Source organism: Paenibacillus sp. MMO-177, from assembly GCF_037147795.1.
Classification (GTDB): Bacteria; Bacillota; Bacilli; order Paenibacillales; family Paenibacillaceae; genus Pristimantibacillus.
In genome coordinates, this window is sequence record NZ_JBBCUR010000001.1 from 253,281 (window position 1) to 272,855 (window position 19,575).

Sequence of the window (19,575 nt, forward strand, 5' to 3'; positions counted from 1 at the left end):
CTATCCGGTTTTCCGGGTATAGCTATGCCTAACCTTTAACGGCACCAACCGTAAGGCCTTTTACAAAATAACGCTGAAAAAAAGGATAAGCGAATATAATGGGTCCGATACCGACAATACACATCGCCATGCGGGCAGACTCGCTCGGCAGCTCGATATGAGTGCCCCCTGAGGCAATCCCTTGAGCAGCTTGAGTATTTGCGCTTAAATACTGAATGTTTAGCATCGTTTTGTACATTAGGTATTGAAGCGAGACTTTGCTATCATCTGTAATGAAAACAAGACTCATAAACCAATCATTCCAGTACCCCAAGGTTGAGAACAAAGCAACGGTAGCAAGTACCGGCGTGGATAGGGGAAGAATAACGGATCTAAAAATTCTAAATTCGCTTGCCCCGTCAATCTTGGCCGATTCAATTAATTCTATAGGCAAACCCTTAAAGAAGGTTCTTAAAATAAGGACAAAAAACGGCCCTACCAGCATGGGCAAAATAAGCGCCCAATAGCTGTCTTTAAGATGCAGAAACTTCACGTATACCATATACCACGGAACGAGGCCTCCATTAAACAGCATCGTCAGAAACATGAATAAGGAGAAGAATTTCTGATGCGGAAAATCCGTTCTTGCGATGGGGTAAGCATAAAGTGCCATGATAACAAGGCCTATTAGCGTTCCCACTCCTGTTACTAGAAAGGAGTTACCGTAGGATCGCAAAATTTGGCTCATATCTTGAAACAAATAATCATAGGCAGCCGTGCTCCACTGTGTCGGAAAGAAATGATAGCCTTCGTTGATCAATGTATTCTCATCCGTAAACGATACAGATATGACAAGTAATAACGGTATGATACACAACACGGCAATGCCTATAAAAATGAGATTAATGATTAAATCGGCAGTTAGACCAATGTCGTTGAAACTTCTTTTGCTACGAAACAGCATGTATAACTCCTCCTAGAACAGCGCATTTTCCTTGTTAGTCTTCCGAACGATATAATTGGAAGCAAATACGACTACAAAACCGATAATAGATTGATAAAGCCCGGCTGCCGAAGACATACCCGTATCCCCCATTTTTATGAAAGTACGATACACATAGGTATCAATGACGTTTGTCGTATTGTAAAGAGCACCTGCATCAAGCGGAACTTGATAGAATAAGCCAAAATCCGCATAAAATATACGGCCAATTTGAAGAAGCGTGAGCACAATAATTAACGGGTACAGCTGAGGGAGCGTAATTCGAAAAGCTTGCTGCCATTTGCCTGCGCCGTCAATGACGGCCGCTTCATAATATTCTTGATTAAATCCAACCATAGCAGCGGCAAAAAATATCGTATAATAACCGATATTTTTCCATACATTGACGATCGGCAAGATAATCGGCCAATATTGGGAATCGGAGTACCAATCTTTTGAATCTATACCCAAGGCAGGAAGAACCGTACTGTTCATAAAACCATTCTTTGGACTCAGAAACGCGAATACGAGATAACTGACAACGACCATAGATAGAAAGAATGGGAAGAACATTGCGCTTTGATAAAGTTTCGGCAAGAGTTTACTCCTTAACTCATTTAGCAGGATGGCAAGAATTACTGGTAATGTAATGTTCAATAGAATAAAAACGGCGTTATACAATATCGTGTTGCGAGTGATAATCCAGGAGTCATTTGTTGCAAACAAAAATTTGAAATTATCTAACCCAGCCCAAGGACTGCCGAATATGCCGTCCGTGTAATTCACATTTTTGAAAGCAATTAGCAAACCAAACATCGGTACATAATTATTCATTAGTAGAATAATAGCGGCAGGAAGCACCATAACGTAAAGCTGCCAATAACTTGAATAACGTTTCAGTTTTTTTAGCATAGTCTCTAGTCACCTGTTTCTTTATCTTTTGACTTTATTATAAGAATCTCTCTCAATGCCCTCTAACGTTCAGGTTACTACGTATAGCAGTTTGATGACTCATGCCAAAAAGGACAATGCAAGGTTTGCATTGTCCTTTATACAATTGTTTATATCCTCTATCACGCTAAACTTACTTACGGAACGGATGATCTCACGTTCACGTAGGAACTTCAAGCTATCCTGCAAATCCACATCATCCGTCATATCGATGAGCCATTGGTAAGTTGCACGTGCCTTCTCTTCGGCGGCAATATCCTCATACAGGTCTGCGATTGGATCCCCTTTTGCTGTAATATAGGATGCCGTCCAAGGAACCCCGGATGCATTAGCATAATACAAGGCGCTGTCGTGATTGACATAATGCTGTCCAAGCCCCGCTTCTTCCAGCTGCCTCGGCGTTGCGTCCTTCATCAGCTTATAGACCATCGTCGCTATCATCTCGAGATGAGCGAATTCTTCGGTACACTATAGATGTAGTTAATTAAAATCTTGTTGTTTGAAACAAGGAGGTAAGAGTATAATCACTTTCTTAATAGTAATTCAGAGATCCCGCGCCATGCCTACAATGTTATCGATTAACATCCAAACGCCTACGAGTCCCAGTAAAACGCCCGGTGCCTTTTCTGCCCATTCACCAAGGTAGCGCTTTAGTCTGGCTCCGAAAGTAACGCCAATTATGGTAAATGCAAAGGATTGGATAGCAATCATTATTATAGTGAGCACAATCGGTAATTGTATCAATCCGGCGGTAAAACCAACAGTTAATTCATCTAGACCGATGCCGATTGCCACCGCTATTAAGGTCCAGTTGGCTAGCGGCTGGTCGAATGCCTTACTTTGACTTTGATCCTCGTCTTTGTCGAACATAAGAAAATAGATCGCCAATACAATCAAGATTAACGCACCTATTGCAGATAGTGTGCCCTTAAAATATTGTCCGAAGGCTTCTCCTATAATCATACCGGCAATCGGCATAAGGGATTCAGCCATAGCGAAAAAAAGCGCGATTTTCATCTTGTTAGTTGGCTTATTTCTAAGTCCCAATGACGAGGAAATGATTAAAGCATCGAAGCCAAGCGAGAATGTTATGACCCAAGCGAAAAACGATTCCATGATCATGCTCCTTCTTGCTTTCTTTTTAGCCAATATATACATATCAGTAACCTTGTAGTACAAGCATTGAATAAAATCGCCATCGTCGTGAGAATCTAACAAAAAGTTACTAAAAAACGTCCTATAAAGGCTGGTGTTGTACAATGATAAATAAAACCTTATCCGGAATAAGTATGGCGCTAATCACTCTGTTACTTGCCTCTCCTGTGACTGCTGATGCCTATTCGAGGACTGCAAACGGAGGAAACGGCGGGCTGGGAAGTGGAATGGGAATCGAGTCGCACGGCACACATGATGAAATGTCCGCAAAGAGCTACGAGCCTGGACATTCGGATCCTTTAAGAACGAATGCAAGGTCCAATCATGATGTCAGCGTCTACGGAACAGGCACTGGCAGCCAGTTCAGGTATATTAATGCGAACGCTATCGGCTCACCAAATCAAATAAATACACAATCAGGCGACAGATATCATGCAACCGCAGTAACTACGACCAGGAAAAATACAGGTTGGGGTTGGCTCGGATTACTGGGACTGTTAGGGCTTTTCGGAATTCGAAGCCGAAATCCAGAGCGCAACAAATAATAAGGTAGTGAAATAAGTGAAATAAGTGAAATAACGATACAGATTTCGCTCTGGCAACCGCAGGGGGAAATTTGTATCGTTATTTTTTTGATTCTTGGACATCCCGATGTTTACATACAATGAATCATGTTGCCTTGCCTGCCGCTATCCATCGAAAGGAGGTACGAACATGTGGGTTAAGCCCGAATTTAAAATTATTGAGATTTGTGCTGAAGTGACGGCTTATGCTTTGCGGAAATAACTTGTTATGCCGGAGAAATCCGGCATCTCTTCTATAGAGAGGAGAATAGTTATGATCATTAAAGTACTAGGTTCCGCTGCAGGAGGAGGATATCCGCAATGGAATTGCGCATGTCCAAACTGCATAAGAGTAAGATCCGGCGATCCATACGTAAAAGCACGAAGAAATGATTCATTGGCTATAAGCCCAGATGGTATTCATTGGGTACTGCTGAACGCAAGCCCGGATATTTGTAATCAACTGGAAGCACACGCCTGCCTTCACCCTGGCCCTTCCTTACGTGATTCCCCGATCCAAGCAGTTCTTCTTACCGATTCGGAACTGGATCATACGACCGGGTTGCTCCAGCTCAGACAAGGGGCTTCTATTAAGGTATATGCTCCCCGCCCTGTACTCTTCGCACTTGAAGAGGACTTTCCGGTCCGTCGAATAGTTGAGCCGTTCGCAAGCTATCAATGGGTAGAAACAATACCGGAGGAATCTTTCCCACTTTTTGGGGGAAAATTAACCGTATGTCCGTTTTTTTTGAGCGACAAGCCCCCTCGATTCATCGGTGCTAAACGTTCTCCCCATCCGGAACATCAAGAACGTGAAGCTTGGGTGATCGGCTATCGTATAACGGATCATGCGACTGGAGGCGTCGCCGTATACGCGCCAGGAATCGAGACATGGTCACAAACGCTGGAGCACCATTTGGAAGATGCCGATTGTCTTTTTCTAGACGGTACCTTCTGGCAGGGTGACGAACTTCGCACATTAGGGATATCAGAACTGGATGCATCCGATATGGGGCATCTGCCAGTTGCCGGAACTAACGGAAGCTCTAAGCAGCTTGCACTTTTATCCGCGCGTCACAAGATCTATATTCACATTAATAACACGAATCCGATGCTGGTCGAAGCTTCGCCAGAACGACGAAGGTTAACAGCGCTTGGTATTGAAGTCGGGTTTGATGGAATGGAGATGGAGGTTTGATGTTGGAATCGTATTTGTTGTCGGACGAACAATTTGTGGCGCGTTTGCGCCAGATTGGAGAGGAACACTATCATGATAAGCACCCCTACCATGTAGCTATGCATGAAGGAAAGCTATCCCCCATTCAACTCCGGGCTTGGATTGCCAATCGGTTTTACTATCAGAAAAATATTCCGATTAAAGATGCGCTGATCCTGTCCAAGCTGCCCTCCAGAGAAGACCGCCGCGAATGGATTCAGCGGATTATCGACCATGACGGTCGGGAAAACGGTGAAGGTGGTATTGAGGCTTGGATTCGTCTAGGTGAAGCCGCGGGTATACCCCGAGAAGAAATGCTGAATGAGCGCCATGTGCTGCCTGCTGTCCGGTTTGCAGTCGACGCATATGTGAACTTTTGCCGGCTGGAACCATGGCCCATAGCGGTTGCATCCTCTTTGACAGAACTGTTCGCTCCAACTCTCGTCTCTAAGCGTATTGGTGTTTTTGAGCAGTTGTATCCCTGGATTCGATCTGAGGGGCTAGCTTATTTTCAGGCAAGGCTTCACCAAGCTCCACGTGATGCGGATCATGGACTCAAGATCGTTTTGCGTGAATGCAGGGATCGCAGTGAGCAAGAACAAGCGATTAGCGCTTTGCGCTTTAAATGTAATGTCCTCTGGGCGCTTCTTGACGCGTTAAGCTTGGCATATCCTGACGGAGATAACCGTCTATGAGCATATGGGCGCTGTCGGATCGTCCACGGCTGCGTAGTCCCGGTCGCCTAAAATACGATAAAGTCCGTCAAATGGAGCTATTGCTGCAGCCGGAGAGGATCGTCGAGCTTAACGAGGCGGCGGGAGCGATTCTCCGGCTCTGCGATGGGCAGCGCACAATCGAGCAAATCATCGAGGAACTTGAAGCGAAGTATGGTCAATCGGGTCTTCAGGATGATATAGTCGAATTTTTCGCCGTGGCTGACGAGAAAGGATGGTTAGAGCTATGTCGGTGAGCTTTCCTTATGCCTTGACCGCGGAACTCACACATCGCTGCCCCCTTCACTGCCCCTACTGCTCTAATCCCGTTGAACTTCAGAAGAGAGAAAGCGAGCTGTCCACTAACGAATGGCTAAGCGTATTGGATCAGGCTAGCGAGCTTGGGGTCGTACAGGTTCATTTCACGGGCGGTGAACCGCTGTTGCGCTCGGATTTGGAACTGCTCATCCGCCACGCCAGGGATTTAGGTCTATTTGTAAATCTCATCACAAGTGGTGTTGGATTGACGAAAGAGCGAATCCGGGAGCTATCGGAGGCTGGAATCGACAGCATCCAGTTAAGTCTGCAGGCTGCAACGGAGGAGCTTGCCGATTCGATCGCCGGTTTCAAGGCTTACGAACTGAAACGTCAGGCTGCACAGTGGATTCGAGAAAGCGGTCTTACCCTAAATATGAACGTTGTCCTTCATAGTAGTAATCTTCATCAGATCGAAGAGATTATTGAGCTTTGTGTGGCATGGGGTGCACAGCGGCTTGAATTAGCAAATGCCCAATATTACGGCTGGGCTTTGCGAAATATTCATCAATTGCTACCGCGAAGCGAGCAGCTCAAGAAAGCTGAAAGAGTTTATATTCAGGCAAACGAACGATATGGTCAACAAATAGAACTTTTATGGATCTTACCCGATTATTACGAGGATTTCCCAAAGCCCTGTATGGGCGGATGGGCTAAACTTTCTTTAACGGTTGCTCCGAACGGACGGGTTCTGCCCTGCACGGTCGCATCGGAGATTCAAAGCTTAACTTTCGAGAATGTGAAGGAACGGGAATTGGCTTGGATATGGAAGGAATCGCCCTCTTTTAACGCTTATCGAGGCTATGATTGGATGGCGGAACCTTGCAGGAGCTGCGATCGACGTGAACTGGATTACGGAGGGTGCCGATGCCAGGCCTTTTTGTTAACTGGCGACGCGCAGGCAACGGATCCTGTATGTATCCTGTCTCCTCATCGTAGAGTGATTATGGATCGAGTCGAATCAATCGAAAACGGCGAATATGACATTCCTAACTATGCTTACCGCGGCAGGTGATCGATAGTTGAAAATATTTGATGCGCACTGTGACGTTCTCAGCAAACTGCTAGAGAATCCTGAGCTTGATTTTGTCAGTGGCCAGGCAGGTCTGGACGTTACACTTGAAAGAATGCTCTCATCAGGCATCGGTGTTCAAAATTTTGCCGTGTATTTGCCCCAGCGATGGTCTGGAGAATTTAAGTATGTCTTGGAAAGCATCGACTTGTTCCACGAACGTATTCTAACCCTTCCGCAAATGCAGTTTATACGTACGAAGTCAGAGCTGCAACACTGCTTGAGTGGAGATCGAGTCGGAGCGCTACTGTCTCTCGAAGGAGTAGATGCACTTCATGGGAACTTCGCTTATCTCCGTATTCTTTACCATCTCGGCGTAAGGACTGTCGGCATAACCTGGAACCGTGCCAACTGGGCAGCGGACGGCGTGCTGGAACCAAGAAAAGGCGGATTTACTGCGGCGGGGATGGAGTTGATTAAAGAATGCAACCGTTTAGGGTTGATAATGGATGTCTCTCATCTTTCGGAGAAAGGCTTTTGGGAACTTATCGAAGCATCCCGCGCTCCCGTTATCGCTTCCCACTCTAATGCATGTGCGATTAGCCCTCGTCTTAGGAATCTGTCGGATGATCAGATTGGCTCTCTCGTACTAACAGGAGGCGTTATGGGAATCACATTTGTTCCCCCATTCGTGAGCTCAGAACAAACGGTTTCGATAGATCAAATCCTGCTTCACATCGACCACGTATGCGCGTTGGGCGGGAAGCACAATATCGGCTTCGGTTCCGATTTTGACGGAATTCAGGAATGGATCGTCGGATTAGAGCACGCGGGACACTACGAACAGCTAGTTAATCTACTATTGAAACATTATCGGGAGGAAGATGTAGAGCTCTTCGTATACGGCAACTGGTACCGATTCTATATGGAACATTTGCCGGACGATTAACTATTCACTCAGGATACTGTGGCATTCACTCTCGGGTCTGTTTGGTTCGGATGTACGAAATCGATTGGCAGCTCGTCCCCGGCCTTTAGGATCTTCTCCTGCCCAACGAATTTTGTCAGTCTAGTCTCGAAAAAGTACGGATGCTTATCCCATACATCCTTAGGCACCGTCAAAACGAACCGTCCTTGCTGGTCGGGTATCGTCAAGGAATAAGGAGTCCCGGGGGGCACGTCAATTCCGGCAAGCAGGCCGGAATACGTCGCTCCCTTCGTGGTCGTGCAGACAAGCATAGGTGGCTTGTCATCAATCACCGAGCCTTCCCTAGGGAGACGAATGCTAATATCCACACTTGTATTCCGAGGAAGGATAAACACCTTGCCATCAGGCAGTACATATCGCCGGGTGCCGAGCATTACGGTAAGGTTGGTTCCCTCGTCCTCTGGCCAGTAATACATCTCGTATTTCCCTTGCGTATTAGTAGGAGTAGATTTGGCAAAGCCTTCACCTCTCTCCCGATCAATCCATACGACTGCATCCTTAATTGGATTGCCGTCGGCATCCCCCACTTGACCCGAAATCCGATACTTGTCTGCCTGGAAGAATGAAATCTTGTCCCCGGTCTCGCTCAAGATCCGAGCGTATACTTTGACCTTGTTTGGTTCATTATCCGATGGTTCCACATTCATTACTTCAATCGGATGGTAAACATTGATCACGGTAGACGCTGACAAGATGGATTCCTCTTCTTTGCTCCCGATAGGCTTGTCATCGACCGTTGCCCCCTGAAGTGAAGTAATACGAATGAGCGTGTTGGCGATCAGGCTAAGGTCCAATAGCAGCTCGAAAGAGCCGTCCTGGCTGGTACGTATGTTTCTTCCTCGGGTACCGGTTTGCAGGAGGGCATTCACGACTGGACGCTCACCCAAAGTCAGCTTTCCCTTGACTGCGGTTAAGTGTGAGCCGTCGCTCCTCCATGCCTTGACGACAAATGCATTCTGATCAAGCTCAATTCGAGCTTGACGGTCATTTGCATTCGCGTACGCTTCCGGACGTGAATCTATCAAGCTCAACGTTACGGCGGCCATGAGCATGCACAAAAATGCTTTGGTAACTTTTTTCATATATGTAGTCTCCTATGAGGAGGCGGTCAAGCCAAGGAGCTACGCTTCCTGACTTGACCGCCAAAGTTTAATCTCGGTTATTGAGCGGAATGCCCCCCGCCTGTTTCGGCTTTGCCAGCCTGACCTTGCGTCTTATCGCCTCCAAGCCCAAATACATGAACTTTCGGCTTCGTTCCGCCGGTGGTAAAGGCAATATATTCTTTGTTATCAACTGTGAAGATAGATGGAGCAGCCTGCACGTTATCCCCGGAAGTTTGGAACGTCCAAATCACTTTACCCGCCTTAATATCGAGTGCATTGATCTTACCGTCCAGCTCGCCGAAGAATGCAATTCCCGAATCTGTGCTCGTTAAGCCTCCACGCTGTTGATCCGTTGTTTTAATTTGATAAGCTTGCTTGCCGGTATCCACGTTGATAGCTGTAACCGTTCCATATCCTTTAACGTTAGGTACGGCTTCATATGTGGTGCCGAACGCCGCCGCACCAGGAAAATCCGGAGTCCCGGCTTCTGCTTCGGACTTCGCTGATTTGTATAGTGAGGGCTCTTCAATGCCCGGTATCAAGACGTAATTCGTCGCTGGATCGTAGGATTCAGGTGCATAATTTTCCCCGCCGAGCACACCAGGATAACTGATCGTGCCTTCTGGCGTTACTTCTTTTTTATCGATCTTGGCAAAAGGAATACCATTCCAAATCGGATCTCCCGTAGCGGCATCCCAGGCGAACCATAAGCCGGATTTGCCCCCTTGTACAACCAGTTTCTTCTTCGCACCCTTTACCGTGGCGTTGATAATCATCGGAGAAGCAGCAGCGTCGTAATCCCACATGTCATGACTTACTTCCTGTTTGGCCCAGATAAGCTTTCCGGTTAACGCATTAACTGCCACGACCGAGTCGGTGTTCGGATTATCTCCTGGGCGGTTAGCACCATAGAAATCCGGAGCCGGATTTCCCGTCGCGAAGTACATCATATCGGTTTCTTCATCGATCGCAACGGGATTCCACACCGCTCCTCCTCCTTGAAACTTGCTGTTCGCTAGCCAATCCTGGCCCTTCGGCGGTACAGTCCAAAATGGCGAATCCCATGCCGGCGTCAAATCGCTTGCCTTGAATGCAGCTACGAAACCTCGAATGCCGTTATCGCTACCGCTGCTGCCGATATAGATATTGCCCTTGTAGTATTGGGGAGCTGTTGTCTCATAGTACCCGTTCTCGATAGTAACCCCGTCAATATAATCTGAAAGCTTGGTCATTTTCACCAGCTTACCGGTCTTCTGATCCAAAGAGACGAGAGAATTATCAACCGCAAGCATAAATACTTTACCCTCGCCTACGGCTACACCGCGATTTGCGATGATTCCTGCTTTCGAGAAACCTGCTGCTTGCTCAGCTGACGGTTTCCAATGCCAAATGGTATTCCCTGTCAATGCATCTAACGCGAACACCTGGTTACCTGCTGTTGTTATGTAGATAACACCATCGATTACGACCGGATACGATTGATTTCCGTTTTTGACATCTGGGTCAAGCGTCTTCAGGTCAGCAGACCAGATGACGCCAAGATCCTTGACATTGTCGGCGGTGATTTCCTTGAACGGAACATGGCGGTTGTTGGCAAGTGTATAGCCATAGGACCCCCAATTTTCAAAGGATTTACCGTGCGCGCTGGTTTCGGAAGGTGATTCCGAGGGAGTAGTGTTGTTATTGTTATTGTTGTTGTTTCCGGAACAAGCGGTTAGAACAAGCAATAATGCCAACGCCGCTCCGCTCATGGCATTCATATTTTTCACGGTTGTAACCTCCAAGTTGTGAATGTGTGATTTCGTGATTCTTAGGAATATCCAGTTTCACGCAATCTTCTTTAAATATGGTATTTCCTAATTGACGTAAATTATGTAAAGGAACCAACAGAAAGAAGGTCCCTCCAAATATGGAGAGACCTTCTTTTGTAATAACTACTTTTGAGGTGTTAGGAGAATTAGCTGCTGCCCTTCTCAGATCGTAATTCGTAGGTTGGTGCGTTCTTGGTATCTAATTCGACAACCTTTTCCTTTTCATTCTGTGTGTTATAGAACTTCCCTAGCCTCCAGCCGATCCCAACATTCACTACTGCCATCGCCGCATATAATACAAAGTCTCCCCATGGCTCTGGAAGCATAAGATCTGCCAGTAGCCAGCCTCCGGTCACCGAGATCCCCATCAATACGCCTTTTACTTGCGATTTCATTTTAGCCATCGTATACCCTCCTCTTGAGATGCTTTATGAAGCGGACCCTGAACAAGAGCTAACGTAGAGCAGGCATATTAATTCCTTTACTTGGATCTTATGTAGAGGACAAGAGCGATTATGCGGTAAATTGCAGTTCCTAAGCGACAAAATGATCTAGAATATTTCTGAGAAATAACGGACATAATTGTGACGAATAACTTCTAGGAGGAATCGTGCTCGTGAAATTAAAATCTGTAACGCTATGGATTTTTGTGCTAATTACCATAATCGCCCTTAGCGCATGCTCCAAGTCGAACAACAACACCAATAATCAGAACTCCCCTGAATCATCTCAAGCACCGGCGACTAGCGGAGGAGCTACGAAGGAAATCACTGTGAATGCAGTAGACTGGTCGTTCAGCGAACCCGAAATCAAAGCTAATGTAGGCGATACATTAAAAGTCACCTTACATAACGAAAAAGGTGTACATGGGTTTCAGAGTGATGATCTTGGAGTTAGTATTAAGGACGGCGAAACAGCAACAATTAAGTTAGATAAAGCTGGGACCTATGAATTTCATTGTAGTATCCAGTGCGGACAAGGACACGACAATATGGTTGGGACGATTATTGTCCAATAGTTTGCTCTTAATAATGGGCAGTTGATTTCTCATCAACTGCCCTTTCCTTTTACTGAATAAAATAGCCATTTGACTGTATCTTTGTATATGTGTATTTGTCAAAAGCTTAGCCTTCTAATCTAGACAGCTAAACAGCTAAAATACAGACCTCTGGTAAGTTGTACTTATTGATGGCTACTGTCGTGTTGTATTGAACCATCATGCCCGTTCGTAACAAAAAAGCAGCCGATATCGGCTGCTTTCAAGCTATTTCTCAGTTAATTCCAACCTTAAACCTTAAAAACTTTCTTAGTGCCCCAGTCGGACTTGATCATCTCCACCGCTTCCCTAAACCGCAGGGAATGGATAATCTCACGTTCACGTAGGAACTTTAAGCCATCCTGTAAATCAACATCATCGGTCATATCGATTAACCATTGGTAGGTTGCACGTGCCTTCTCCTCAGCGGCAATATCCTCATACAGATCAGCTATTGGATCTCCTTTAGCTTGGATATAAGCTGCAGTCCACGGAACACCCGAAGCATTCACATACATCATACCATTATCATGGTTGACAAAGTTCTCTCCTAGCCCCGCCTCATCCAACTGCCTAGGAGTTGCATCTTTTGTTAATTTATAGACCATTGTAGAAATCATTTCCAAATGAGCGAATTCTTCCGTACACTATAGTTGTAGGTGATAAATACTTCCCTTTACTTTAAAAATTATGTTCAGAACTATCATGCCAAGCTTATGCTTCCATAACACTGGAATGGTTACCTAAAAATGAATTTAGTGAGAAAATATGCCTGATATGAGGATTTCCATTAAAAAAGCGTCCGACCAAAGAAAGGTCAAACGCTCGGCAATATGTCCTTATATATATTATTGTTGGATGGATCGAGACGACAGCTTCCATTTCATCTCTAACATCGGAATAGGAGTATAAACTGGCACGGACCAAGCATATGATCCATCCGGAAGCTTATCCCCTAATACAATCTTTCCGTTAGCGTTTTTCTGCCATTTATAATCTCCGCTAACAACTGCCCACTCGCCTTCTTCCACAATCTTCATTGCTTCTTCATAAGTGTACTCGCCTGACTGAGGCGTAGATTCAGATACAGCTGGTTGTTGTGGCGTGTTCATGTGCTCGGATGAAAATACTTCATGGAATACAAAACCTTTTAAGCGATGGCTTTCTACGAGCGATTTAAATGCATCCGTGACGAAAACTTTCGTGCTGAGCTGCTGCGGAATTTTAAAAATAAACTCACCTTGCAGGCGCTCCGGGTGGAAAGCATAAGATTCATAGCCAATGAACGTTCCGCTGGATAATGTCTTTTCAACTGATTGCTCGTGGTTAATTGCATCCACAATATTAGTGACATTAACCGCAGCGACAGGGAAGTCCTCGAGCTGCAAGGGCAAAACTTCTGCGCGTCCGTAAATAGCCGGCTGAAGGAGATCAATAGCTTTCTTGCTCCATATCAATTTACCCGAGACAAAGGATAAAGAATCGCATGCTACACCCTTACCTTTGTAAATATGCATCTCAATTTCTTTCCACTTCTCAACCGGGCTTCCCAAAAACTGCGAATCAAAAAAAACATTGAAATCGGCCTCGAAATCTTTAGTTGTAATTTGAACTTTACTTCCACTGTCAAGCTCCCATACTTTCATAGTCTCATCCCTCACTAATTATAGACTCTCTGCATGATAAAACTATTATCGCACAGAGAGGATGTGTTATAAATTATAAATTTTATTACTCAATGTTACCTAATCGAATTTTACCAGTCAGAAGATCTTGTCTGATTGATTCAATTGCATGTAGAACATCCTGCTTGTTGTTCTTGACAGGTTCAAGCGTATCTGCCACATATTTGAAATAGTCGCCTACGTGATAGCCATTATGGGTAGAAACGAAAGTCCCGTCAATGTCAATTGCCGACTCCCCTTTACGCATCGGTAACCAAACGCCATTAGCTGCGGAGTTGATATCAATACCGTGGTTTGACAATATAGTTTGAGCTTTCTGTATGTTTGGATTGTTGTTAACTGTTTTTGCAATAATATGATGCGCCGCCCACTTATCGACTCCAGGGATGCTCGGTGCGGAAATACTTGCAGCCTCCAGCTCCTTAGCCAAAATATTTCCGGATGTACCCGACGTTAATCGGGAAGTGTATTGGGAAACATTTTTGGCAATATAGTCTGCAGCCGTTAAGCAAGCAGCATTATGAGTCAGAATTTTAAGATTGGTGACATAGTAGGTGTGGAAGTCTTGAACGGCAAAGTTATAAACAACATTGTGTTCTTGTATATTTTCAATCTTTTCTACGAATATTTTGCTGCCGTCATAAGTTTCGAACTGATCTCCTATGGTCAGATCCTTGGCTAATACCCAACCTTTGTCTACTATCCAGAATGGATGCTCTGACGTTGTCGTGATGATTTCTCCACCGACAGTAATTTTCCAGGACTCATCGATATCCTTCTGGAACACTTGTTCAACTGATTTATACGCTGTAACTTCTGTGATTGGATCCTTGGAAAGTACAAGATCCCCGACTTTAATGTTCTCTATAGATACTTCGCCGTCTGGCGTTGTTACTTTCGTACCGGCAGTAAAACAGTTAATACAACCCGATAAGTAGTGAAGTCGACGTATAAGTTTAACTCCTGCTATTCCATCCCCATAGAAAGGAATGGCGGATATGGCCGAAATACTGGCGTTGACTTCATCTCCTTTCATCAGATATACAACTGAATTTGCCGCATCAAATACCGGTACGAACATGCCTGCAATAGATGAAAGATTAAGAACATTATCGAGCACGGACTTATTCGGATCGTAGACAAATAGTTCTGCACCTTTCCAAAAACGTTCAAGCCCATTTAGACCATAAATGGATCCTGACCAACCGACATATTGTGTTTCTTGAGGGGTTGATGATGTTTTGCTCCAGATATATTTGTAGAAGTAATTGCGGCATTCAAGGCACTTATCTTTGTTGCTTGCCGTCACGTTTACCAAACCAGATTTTTTTTGCGTTTTAATCGGTGGTGCTGGAATGAGTCCTGTTAATGTTGTTGCTTGATTAATAACGGTAACTTTTTGGACTGATGCATGCTGAGAATACTGGTCGGTTGGCTTGATTTTGACGCTATACTTGCCATTCTTAGCATAATAATACTCCAAATCACCATTGTAAACATTATAAACAGGAATAGCTCTGGAAACATTTTTGTTTACTTTCCCATTCCATACAAATGAATGTTTACATGGAGATACCTTGACATAATCAGGTGCACCGTAAGGAGTACAACTGCCTGCTCGGAAGCCCAATGTCTCCTCATAAATGACATAATTTTGCTGGTCTATGACTTGGACAAGTGTTCCATTATGGTCACTAGAGTAACCCCAAGTAATAGTTGCATAGTCCGAGAGATCCGCTTTAGAAGGGTCAATAAAACTTTGAAGCGCTTGTGAAGCAATGCCTGCTGAACCGTAGCTAACGGTAGCCTGTTTATGCGATAATTCATAGCCTAGACCAAGTGTTGTTGCTTCATCTGCTGCAGATAATATGTTGCTTGTATAATCTTCGTTATAAGCTACCTTCGCATAGTATGTTCCTGCAGAGATATCAAAGGAATCTACGTTATCAGGGGTAAAAATGCCAACTACATTGCTACTGCTGTCCAATAAAGTAATTGTATTTACCGTTACGTTTAAATGGACGGATGTAGGTTCTGTAACAACAACTTTGTAATAATCGGTATCATATCGAGAAGAAAGATCTTGCGAATAAATTTGCTCCCATGTAGCAGGAACTGCAAGTGAAGGAGTTGAATCAAAGTCGTCTTCGACCGTGAAACGGGCAAGGACAGTACCGGTGCTACTATAAGGTCTTACTTTGATGTAATATGTTGTATTTGCAGATAGAGAGAGCTCTACTTTCGAGAAATTACCCCCGTAAGGATTCTCAGATACGTCATCGTTACTAGCAATGAGTGTTGTTAAAGCTTGATTGGAATAGATTTCGATTATCGTATCGTTATTAGCACCCGTTCCTTGATAAGGGGATGTATAGAAACGATAGTTACCTGCTCCTACTGTAGAAGGAGTTGTAAATTTAAAGTATGAAATTTGACCGGCAACATTGTTCATTTCATAATTCACTTTATTTATTATATCTGTGAATTCGATGGACGTATTCGCCGTGACTGTCAAATTGGCATGAACGGCACCACCACCAAAACCTGCCACTTTAATGTAATAAGAAACTCCAGCCGTTAAATTAAGTTTAAGTTCCGAGAAAGTTGTTCCGTTACTGTCGTCGTTATAACCAATTTGAGTCAATAATGCTGCATCCGAATAAGCGTACAATAGTGTATCGTTTGTACCTGAAGAAGCAGAACCACCATAATAGCCTGTAGCGATTTTATAGCTTCCAGACGTACTCGGAGTAAATTTGTATAGCTTGTACAGATTAGCAACGGCGTCCACGTTTACTGAGCTGTTTAGGTTTATTACGATCGGATCCGGTGGTGCAATAATAGCATTTATTCTTGCATGAACTGCGGTCGAAGAGAAACCTTTCAGTTTTACATAATAAGTTGTGCCCGCATTAAGATTTACTTTAATCGTAGAAAAATTAGTTCCGTTCGAATCGTCGTTGGATGATAGTAGAGACGTGAGCCCCGCATCAGAATAAATCTCAAGAATGGTATCGTTATTTGCTCCAGTACCGCCAAAAGGGCCTGTATATATTTGATACAGAGTTGTAACACTCGGTGTAAATGTATAAACCTGACTTATACCTGATGGTAAATCGACATCTATAGGAGTGTTCAGAGTTAATGCCGGAATCGTTACCGATTGTGTCGCCTTGCTGTAAGTGGAATAAGCACTCGTTCCAATAGCATTAGTTGCAGCGACACCTAGCGTATATGTTGTGTTCGCCGTTAATCCGGTATACGTATATGATGTAAGTGTTGTGGTCGTAACATTGGTTCCGTTTAGTCTCAAAGAATATGAAGTTGCACCGGATACGGCATTCCAAGTTAATGTAATACTTGAGGTCGTAGAAGTCGCAGCGAGTCCTGTCGGAGCCACTGGTGCACCCGGTATCGTGGTTGAAGCATTTATGGTGGATATCGCACTTGTACCACTCGTATTTACTGCAGCTACCCCTAAAGTATAGGAAGTTCCTTGGGTGAGTCCGCTGAATGTATAGTTCGTCGTACTAACAGATGTAATGTTAGAGCCGTTTAAGTACACACGATAAGAAGTAGCTCCACTCACTCCGTTCCAAGTTAAGGTAATCGCATTAGTGTCCGGGCTTGCAGATAAACCGGCAGGTGCACCCGGCGCATTCGGAAGAGTAGCGCGACTTGTTGTCGAAAAGGCACTCGATCCACTCGAATTAACTGCTGCTACCCCAACTGTATAAGTAGCGCCGCTCGTAAGATTATTAAATGTATAAGAAGTACCGGTCGTACTCCCCTGCGTGCTACCGTTTAGACTGACAGAGTAAGAAGTTGCCCCTGAAGATGCGGACCAAAACAGGGTGATGCTATTATTAGTAGCTGAGGTGGATAACCCCGATGGAGCCGAAGGTGCTGGTCTAGGATCTACGTATACATAGAATAAGTCAGCAGGGTTGGTGGTGTCATAGTAGTATTTGATTTGATAAGTTCCGGTAACGGCAGAGGACGAAGAAGTCCAATTATAACTTACCGGTACATTAGCTGATACATTTGATAAAACCGTTCCGGTGATTTTGGTACCGCTTGGATCAAACACACCTATAGTAACTGTGGGCTTTGAACTCGAGAGTTTCAGCGAGACGGTAGCTGAGCCACCAGGATATATATGTTGGTTGTTTCCAACCAAATCGTACGCTTGAACACCTATCTCATCTGATAAATTAGGGAATTGTTTTTTGAATTCGGAGATAGCTAAATTCATTTGATCAATTAACTTATTAAAATCTACGCTTTTATCATTGAAGAACGATTGCTGCGAGGCCGTATAACTCCCTACACTGTCTTTAGAAATATCTTGAATCTGTGCAGGCATACTATGCAGCTCTGTACTGATCTTGATGAAATCATTCTTTTTATTTTCAATTCTCTTAGCTAAATCCAAGTTGTTATTCGCATTGGCCTGATCACTTAAAAAGGCTAGCATATTAAATGCCTGCAGAATGGATTCATCTGCTTTTAAAATATCGAAACCTTCTAAGTTGCTTGGAGGAGTGGGAGTTGGCTCAGGCTCCTGAGGAGTCGTTGGTTCATTGGGGACGCTATCCTCAAGAGGTGGGATGGGACTGTTGATAATTCCCAAAGCCCTGGCTAAGTTAATCATTCCATGTCCATACTCGTGTGGATCACCTAAAGGCGTAGCCGTATTAAATAACGTATCTTTAACCTGAACACTATTCCATTTCTTATTAGCAGATAATAAGGCAGCCACCGCCCCTGTCACGTGAGGAACTGCCATAGAGGTGCCAGACATCACTCCATATGTACCATCATTTAACGTACTTACAATTTCCGACCCCGGTGCTACTATATCAACTTCATTACCGGTGCTAGAAAAACTCGCAATTTGATTCGATTTTGTTACAGCCCCTACTGAAATCGCTTCGGAGAAGAGTGCAGGATACAACTCTGTCTCTTCACCTTTTCCTGAGTTTCCGGCAGCAGCGACGATAATAATACCTGCTTGATCGGCAGCTTGAATTGCATTTTTCAATGCTTGACTGAATTGGGCACCGCCGAAGCTCATCGAAATCACGTTCATCTTGTTTTCTATTGCCCACTCGATGCCTTGGATAACTTGACTGTAACTTCCGGATCCCGATTCGTTAAGTACTTTAACGGAGTAGATCTCGGCTTTATCGGCAACTCCTACAACACCATCTTTATTCTGTAGAGCAGCAATCGTTCCTGCTACATGAGTTCCGTGACCATTATCATCGGAGTAGCTGGAGATTCCATCAACAAATGATACCCCTCCTGCGATCTGTAAATCGGAATGTAGCGATATTCCCGTATCAAGTACAGCTACTTTAACTCCTTTTCCACTCGCTTTATTTTTGGTTAAGTCTGCACCAACCGCATGAATCCCCCACGGAATTGTTTCCTGGTTCTTCTTAACTTTCCTCGCGAAGTCATGATTTTTTTCAGCACGATCTATCGATTCAATATTTACGATGGAATCAGATTCGACAAACGCAACATCCGCGTCTTTTTGAAGATCTTGAACTTCCGCAGACGTCAAATTCATGGACAGTGTATTTGATCTCTTCCCTTTTTTCACTTTTTTACCTACAGATTTTTTCTTTGCTACAAACTTTTCTGGATTCGATGAGCTCTTCAAACCGATTAGATAAGATTCTGTCTGATTAGCAGAGTTGTTTTCTTCTGCAAAAGCTGATAAATCCAAACTAAAAAACATTACCAGGGCTAGTAATATTGCTAGCCCTCTTCGAAACATAATTTTCCCCAAAGTCATGACACTCCTTCATATTTTTTGGAAGTTTCCCCTCAACTCTCGTATTGTAAATTATTAGTAATTTTCTGTAAATGATATTTTTATTAAATTTATCCAATTAAGCCAAATATATAAAATAACTACCTTTAGTTAGCTGACATACAACTGGCATGAGATACTAAAACTACTTTGTGTTTAACAGATTATCAAATTTCCCTCTTGTTTCAATAAAAACAGCAGCCGATAATGAATCGGCTGCTGTCTAACTATTGCTCGGCGAT

Annotated in this window: 16 protein-coding genes and 2 pseudogenes; 8 read left to right on the plus strand and 10 right to left on the minus strand. The window is 44.2% G+C overall.

Annotated elements, in window-relative coordinates; genetic code table 11:
* Window positions 1-28 precede the first annotated feature (28 nt).
* The 4 genes and pseudogenes from WFK81_RS01150 to WFK81_RS01165 all read right to left on the minus strand — a co-directional run bounded on the left by WFK81_RS01150 (window position 29) and on the right by WFK81_RS01165 (window position 3,028).
* Entirely contained in the window at window positions 29-943 is a 915-nt protein-coding gene (locus WFK81_RS01150) for a carbohydrate ABC transporter permease (RefSeq protein WP_336784630.1), read from the minus strand.
* A gap of 12 nt (window positions 944-955) precedes the next feature.
* Window positions 956-1,873, minus strand: a complete 918-nt coding sequence (locus WFK81_RS01155) for an ABC transporter permease (RefSeq protein ID WP_336784631.1) — start codon at window positions 1,871-1,873, stop codon at window positions 956-958.
* A gap of 99 nt (window positions 1,874-1,972) precedes the next feature.
* A pseudogene (locus WFK81_RS01160) lies at window positions 1,973-2,377 on the minus strand (manganese catalase family protein); the annotation flags it as partial.
* A 78-nt stretch (window positions 2,378-2,455) separates the two neighbouring features.
* A complete protein-coding gene (locus WFK81_RS01165) occupies window positions 2,456-3,028 on the minus strand; it encodes a manganese efflux pump MntP (RefSeq protein WP_336784632.1) in 573 nt (190 codons plus the stop codon).
* Window positions 3,029-3,171: 143 nt separating this feature from the next.
* Here WFK81_RS01165 and WFK81_RS01170 point away from each other — a divergent pair, with 143 nt between their 5' ends.
* From WFK81_RS01170 to WFK81_RS01195, 7 genes are all read left to right on the plus strand, one after another.
* Complete coding sequence (locus WFK81_RS01170; RefSeq protein WP_336784633.1) at window positions 3,172-3,612, plus strand: WGxxGxxG family protein; 441 nt, start codon at window positions 3,172-3,174, stop codon at window positions 3,610-3,612.
* A 169-nt stretch (window positions 3,613-3,781) separates the two neighbouring features.
* Window positions 3,782-3,853 (plus strand): pyrroloquinoline quinone precursor peptide PqqA, encoded by a 72-nt coding sequence (gene pqqA, locus WFK81_RS30925; protein ID WP_442956023.1) that lies wholly within the window; start codon window positions 3,782-3,784, stop codon window positions 3,851-3,853.
* Between the two features lie 51 nt (window positions 3,854-3,904).
* Window positions 3,905-4,828, plus strand: a complete 924-nt coding sequence (gene pqqB / locus WFK81_RS01175) for a pyrroloquinoline quinone biosynthesis protein PqqB (RefSeq protein WP_336784634.1) — start codon at window positions 3,905-3,907, stop codon at window positions 4,826-4,828.
* A 2-nt stretch (window positions 4,829-4,830) separates the two neighbouring features.
* A complete protein-coding gene (pqqC, locus tag WFK81_RS01180; protein ID WP_336784635.1) occupies window positions 4,831-5,541 on the plus strand; it encodes a pyrroloquinoline-quinone synthase PqqC in 711 nt (236 codons plus the stop codon).
* The gene (gene pqqD, locus WFK81_RS01185; RefSeq protein WP_336784636.1) at window positions 5,538-5,816 is read left to right on the plus strand and encodes a pyrroloquinoline quinone biosynthesis peptide chaperone PqqD; all 279 of its coding nucleotides are present in this window, start codon (window positions 5,538-5,540) and stop codon (window positions 5,814-5,816) included. The genes pqqC and pqqD overlap by 4 nt, the downstream gene beginning before the upstream one ends.
* The gene (gene pqqE, locus WFK81_RS01190; protein WP_336784637.1) at window positions 5,807-6,889 is read left to right on the plus strand and encodes a pyrroloquinoline quinone biosynthesis protein PqqE; all 1,083 of its coding nucleotides are present in this window, start codon (window positions 5,807-5,809) and stop codon (window positions 6,887-6,889) included. Before pqqD ends, pqqE begins: the two co-directional genes overlap by 10 nt.
* A gap of 7 nt (window positions 6,890-6,896) precedes the next feature.
* Window positions 6,897-7,835 (plus strand): dipeptidase, encoded by a 939-nt coding sequence (locus tag WFK81_RS01195; protein ID WP_336784638.1) that lies wholly within the window; start codon window positions 6,897-6,899, stop codon window positions 7,833-7,835.
* Between the two features lie 8 nt (window positions 7,836-7,843).
* Here WFK81_RS01195 and WFK81_RS01200 read toward each other — a convergent pair whose 3' ends face one another.
* The 3 genes from WFK81_RS01200 to WFK81_RS01210 all read right to left on the minus strand — a co-directional run bounded on the left by WFK81_RS01200 (window position 7,844) and on the right by WFK81_RS01210 (window position 11,192).
* Window positions 7,844-8,956, minus strand: a complete 1,113-nt coding sequence (locus WFK81_RS01200) for a carboxypeptidase-like regulatory domain-containing protein (protein WP_336784639.1) — start codon at window positions 8,954-8,956, stop codon at window positions 7,844-7,846.
* A 77-nt stretch (window positions 8,957-9,033) separates the two neighbouring features.
* Window positions 9,034-10,737: a pyrroloquinoline quinone-dependent dehydrogenase gene (locus WFK81_RS01205; protein ID WP_336785457.1), complete on the minus strand. Its 1,704-nt coding sequence runs from the start codon at window positions 10,735-10,737 to the stop codon at window positions 9,034-9,036.
* Between the two features lie 197 nt (window positions 10,738-10,934).
* On the minus strand, window positions 10,935-11,192 hold the full coding sequence (locus WFK81_RS01210) for a hypothetical protein (protein ID WP_336784640.1): 258 nt from the start codon (window positions 11,190-11,192) through the stop codon (window positions 10,935-10,937).
* A 212-nt stretch (window positions 11,193-11,404) separates the two neighbouring features.
* Here WFK81_RS01210 and WFK81_RS01215 point away from each other — a divergent pair, with 212 nt between their 5' ends.
* Entirely contained in the window at window positions 11,405-11,806 is a 402-nt protein-coding gene (locus tag WFK81_RS01215) for a cupredoxin domain-containing protein (protein WP_336784641.1), read from the plus strand.
* 269 nt (window positions 11,807-12,075) lie between these two features.
* Here WFK81_RS01215 and WFK81_RS01220 read toward each other — a convergent pair.
* From WFK81_RS01220 to WFK81_RS01230, 3 genes and pseudogenes are all read right to left on the minus strand, one after another.
* A pseudogene (locus WFK81_RS01220) lies at window positions 12,076-12,468 on the minus strand (manganese catalase family protein); the annotation flags it as partial.
* A 204-nt stretch (window positions 12,469-12,672) separates the two neighbouring features.
* Complete coding sequence (locus WFK81_RS01225; protein WP_336784642.1) at window positions 12,673-13,470, minus strand: imm11 family protein; 798 nt, start codon at window positions 13,468-13,470, stop codon at window positions 12,673-12,675.
* Between the two features lie 85 nt (window positions 13,471-13,555).
* A complete protein-coding gene (locus tag WFK81_RS01230) occupies window positions 13,556-19,309 on the minus strand; it encodes a S8 family serine peptidase (RefSeq protein ID WP_336784643.1) in 5,754 nt (1,917 codons plus the stop codon).
* Window positions 19,310-19,575 lie beyond the last annotated feature (266 nt).

Excerpts from the sequence above, each read along its gene's own strand:
- WFK81_RS01150 (WP_336784630.1), bottom strand. The coding sequence starts at position 943 with ATGCTGTTTCGTAGCAAAAGAAGTTTCAACGACATTGGTCTAACTGCC.
- WFK81_RS01155 (WP_336784631.1), bottom strand. The coding sequence starts at position 1,873 with ATGCTAAAAAAACTGAAACGTTATTCAAGTTATTGGCAGCTTTACGTT.
- WFK81_RS01165 (WP_336784632.1), bottom strand. The coding sequence starts at position 3,028 with ATGGAATCGTTTTTCGCTTGGGTCATAACATTCTCGCTTGGCTTCGAT.
- WFK81_RS01170 (WP_336784633.1), top strand. The coding sequence starts at position 3,172 with ATGATAAATAAAACCTTATCCGGAATAAGTATGGCGCTAATCACTCTG.
- pqqB (WP_336784634.1), top strand. The coding sequence starts at position 3,905 with ATGATCATTAAAGTACTAGGTTCCGCTGCAGGAGGAGGATATCCGCAA.
- pqqD (WP_336784636.1), top strand. The coding sequence starts at position 5,538 with ATGAGCATATGGGCGCTGTCGGATCGTCCACGGCTGCGTAGTCCCGGT.
- pqqE (WP_336784637.1), top strand. The coding sequence starts at position 5,807 with ATGTCGGTGAGCTTTCCTTATGCCTTGACCGCGGAACTCACACATCGC.
- WFK81_RS01200 (WP_336784639.1), bottom strand. The coding sequence starts at position 8,956 with ATGAAAAAAGTTACCAAAGCATTTTTGTGCATGCTCATGGCCGCCGTA.
- WFK81_RS01205 (WP_336785457.1), bottom strand. The coding sequence starts at position 10,737 with ATGAATGCCATGAGCGGAGCGGCGTTGGCATTATTGCTTGTTCTAACC.
- WFK81_RS01210 (WP_336784640.1), bottom strand. The coding sequence starts at position 11,192 with ATGGCTAAAATGAAATCGCAAGTAAAAGGCGTATTGATGGGGATCTCG.
- WFK81_RS01225 (WP_336784642.1), bottom strand. The coding sequence starts at position 13,470 with ATGAAAGTATGGGAGCTTGACAGTGGAAGTAAAGTTCAAATTACAACT.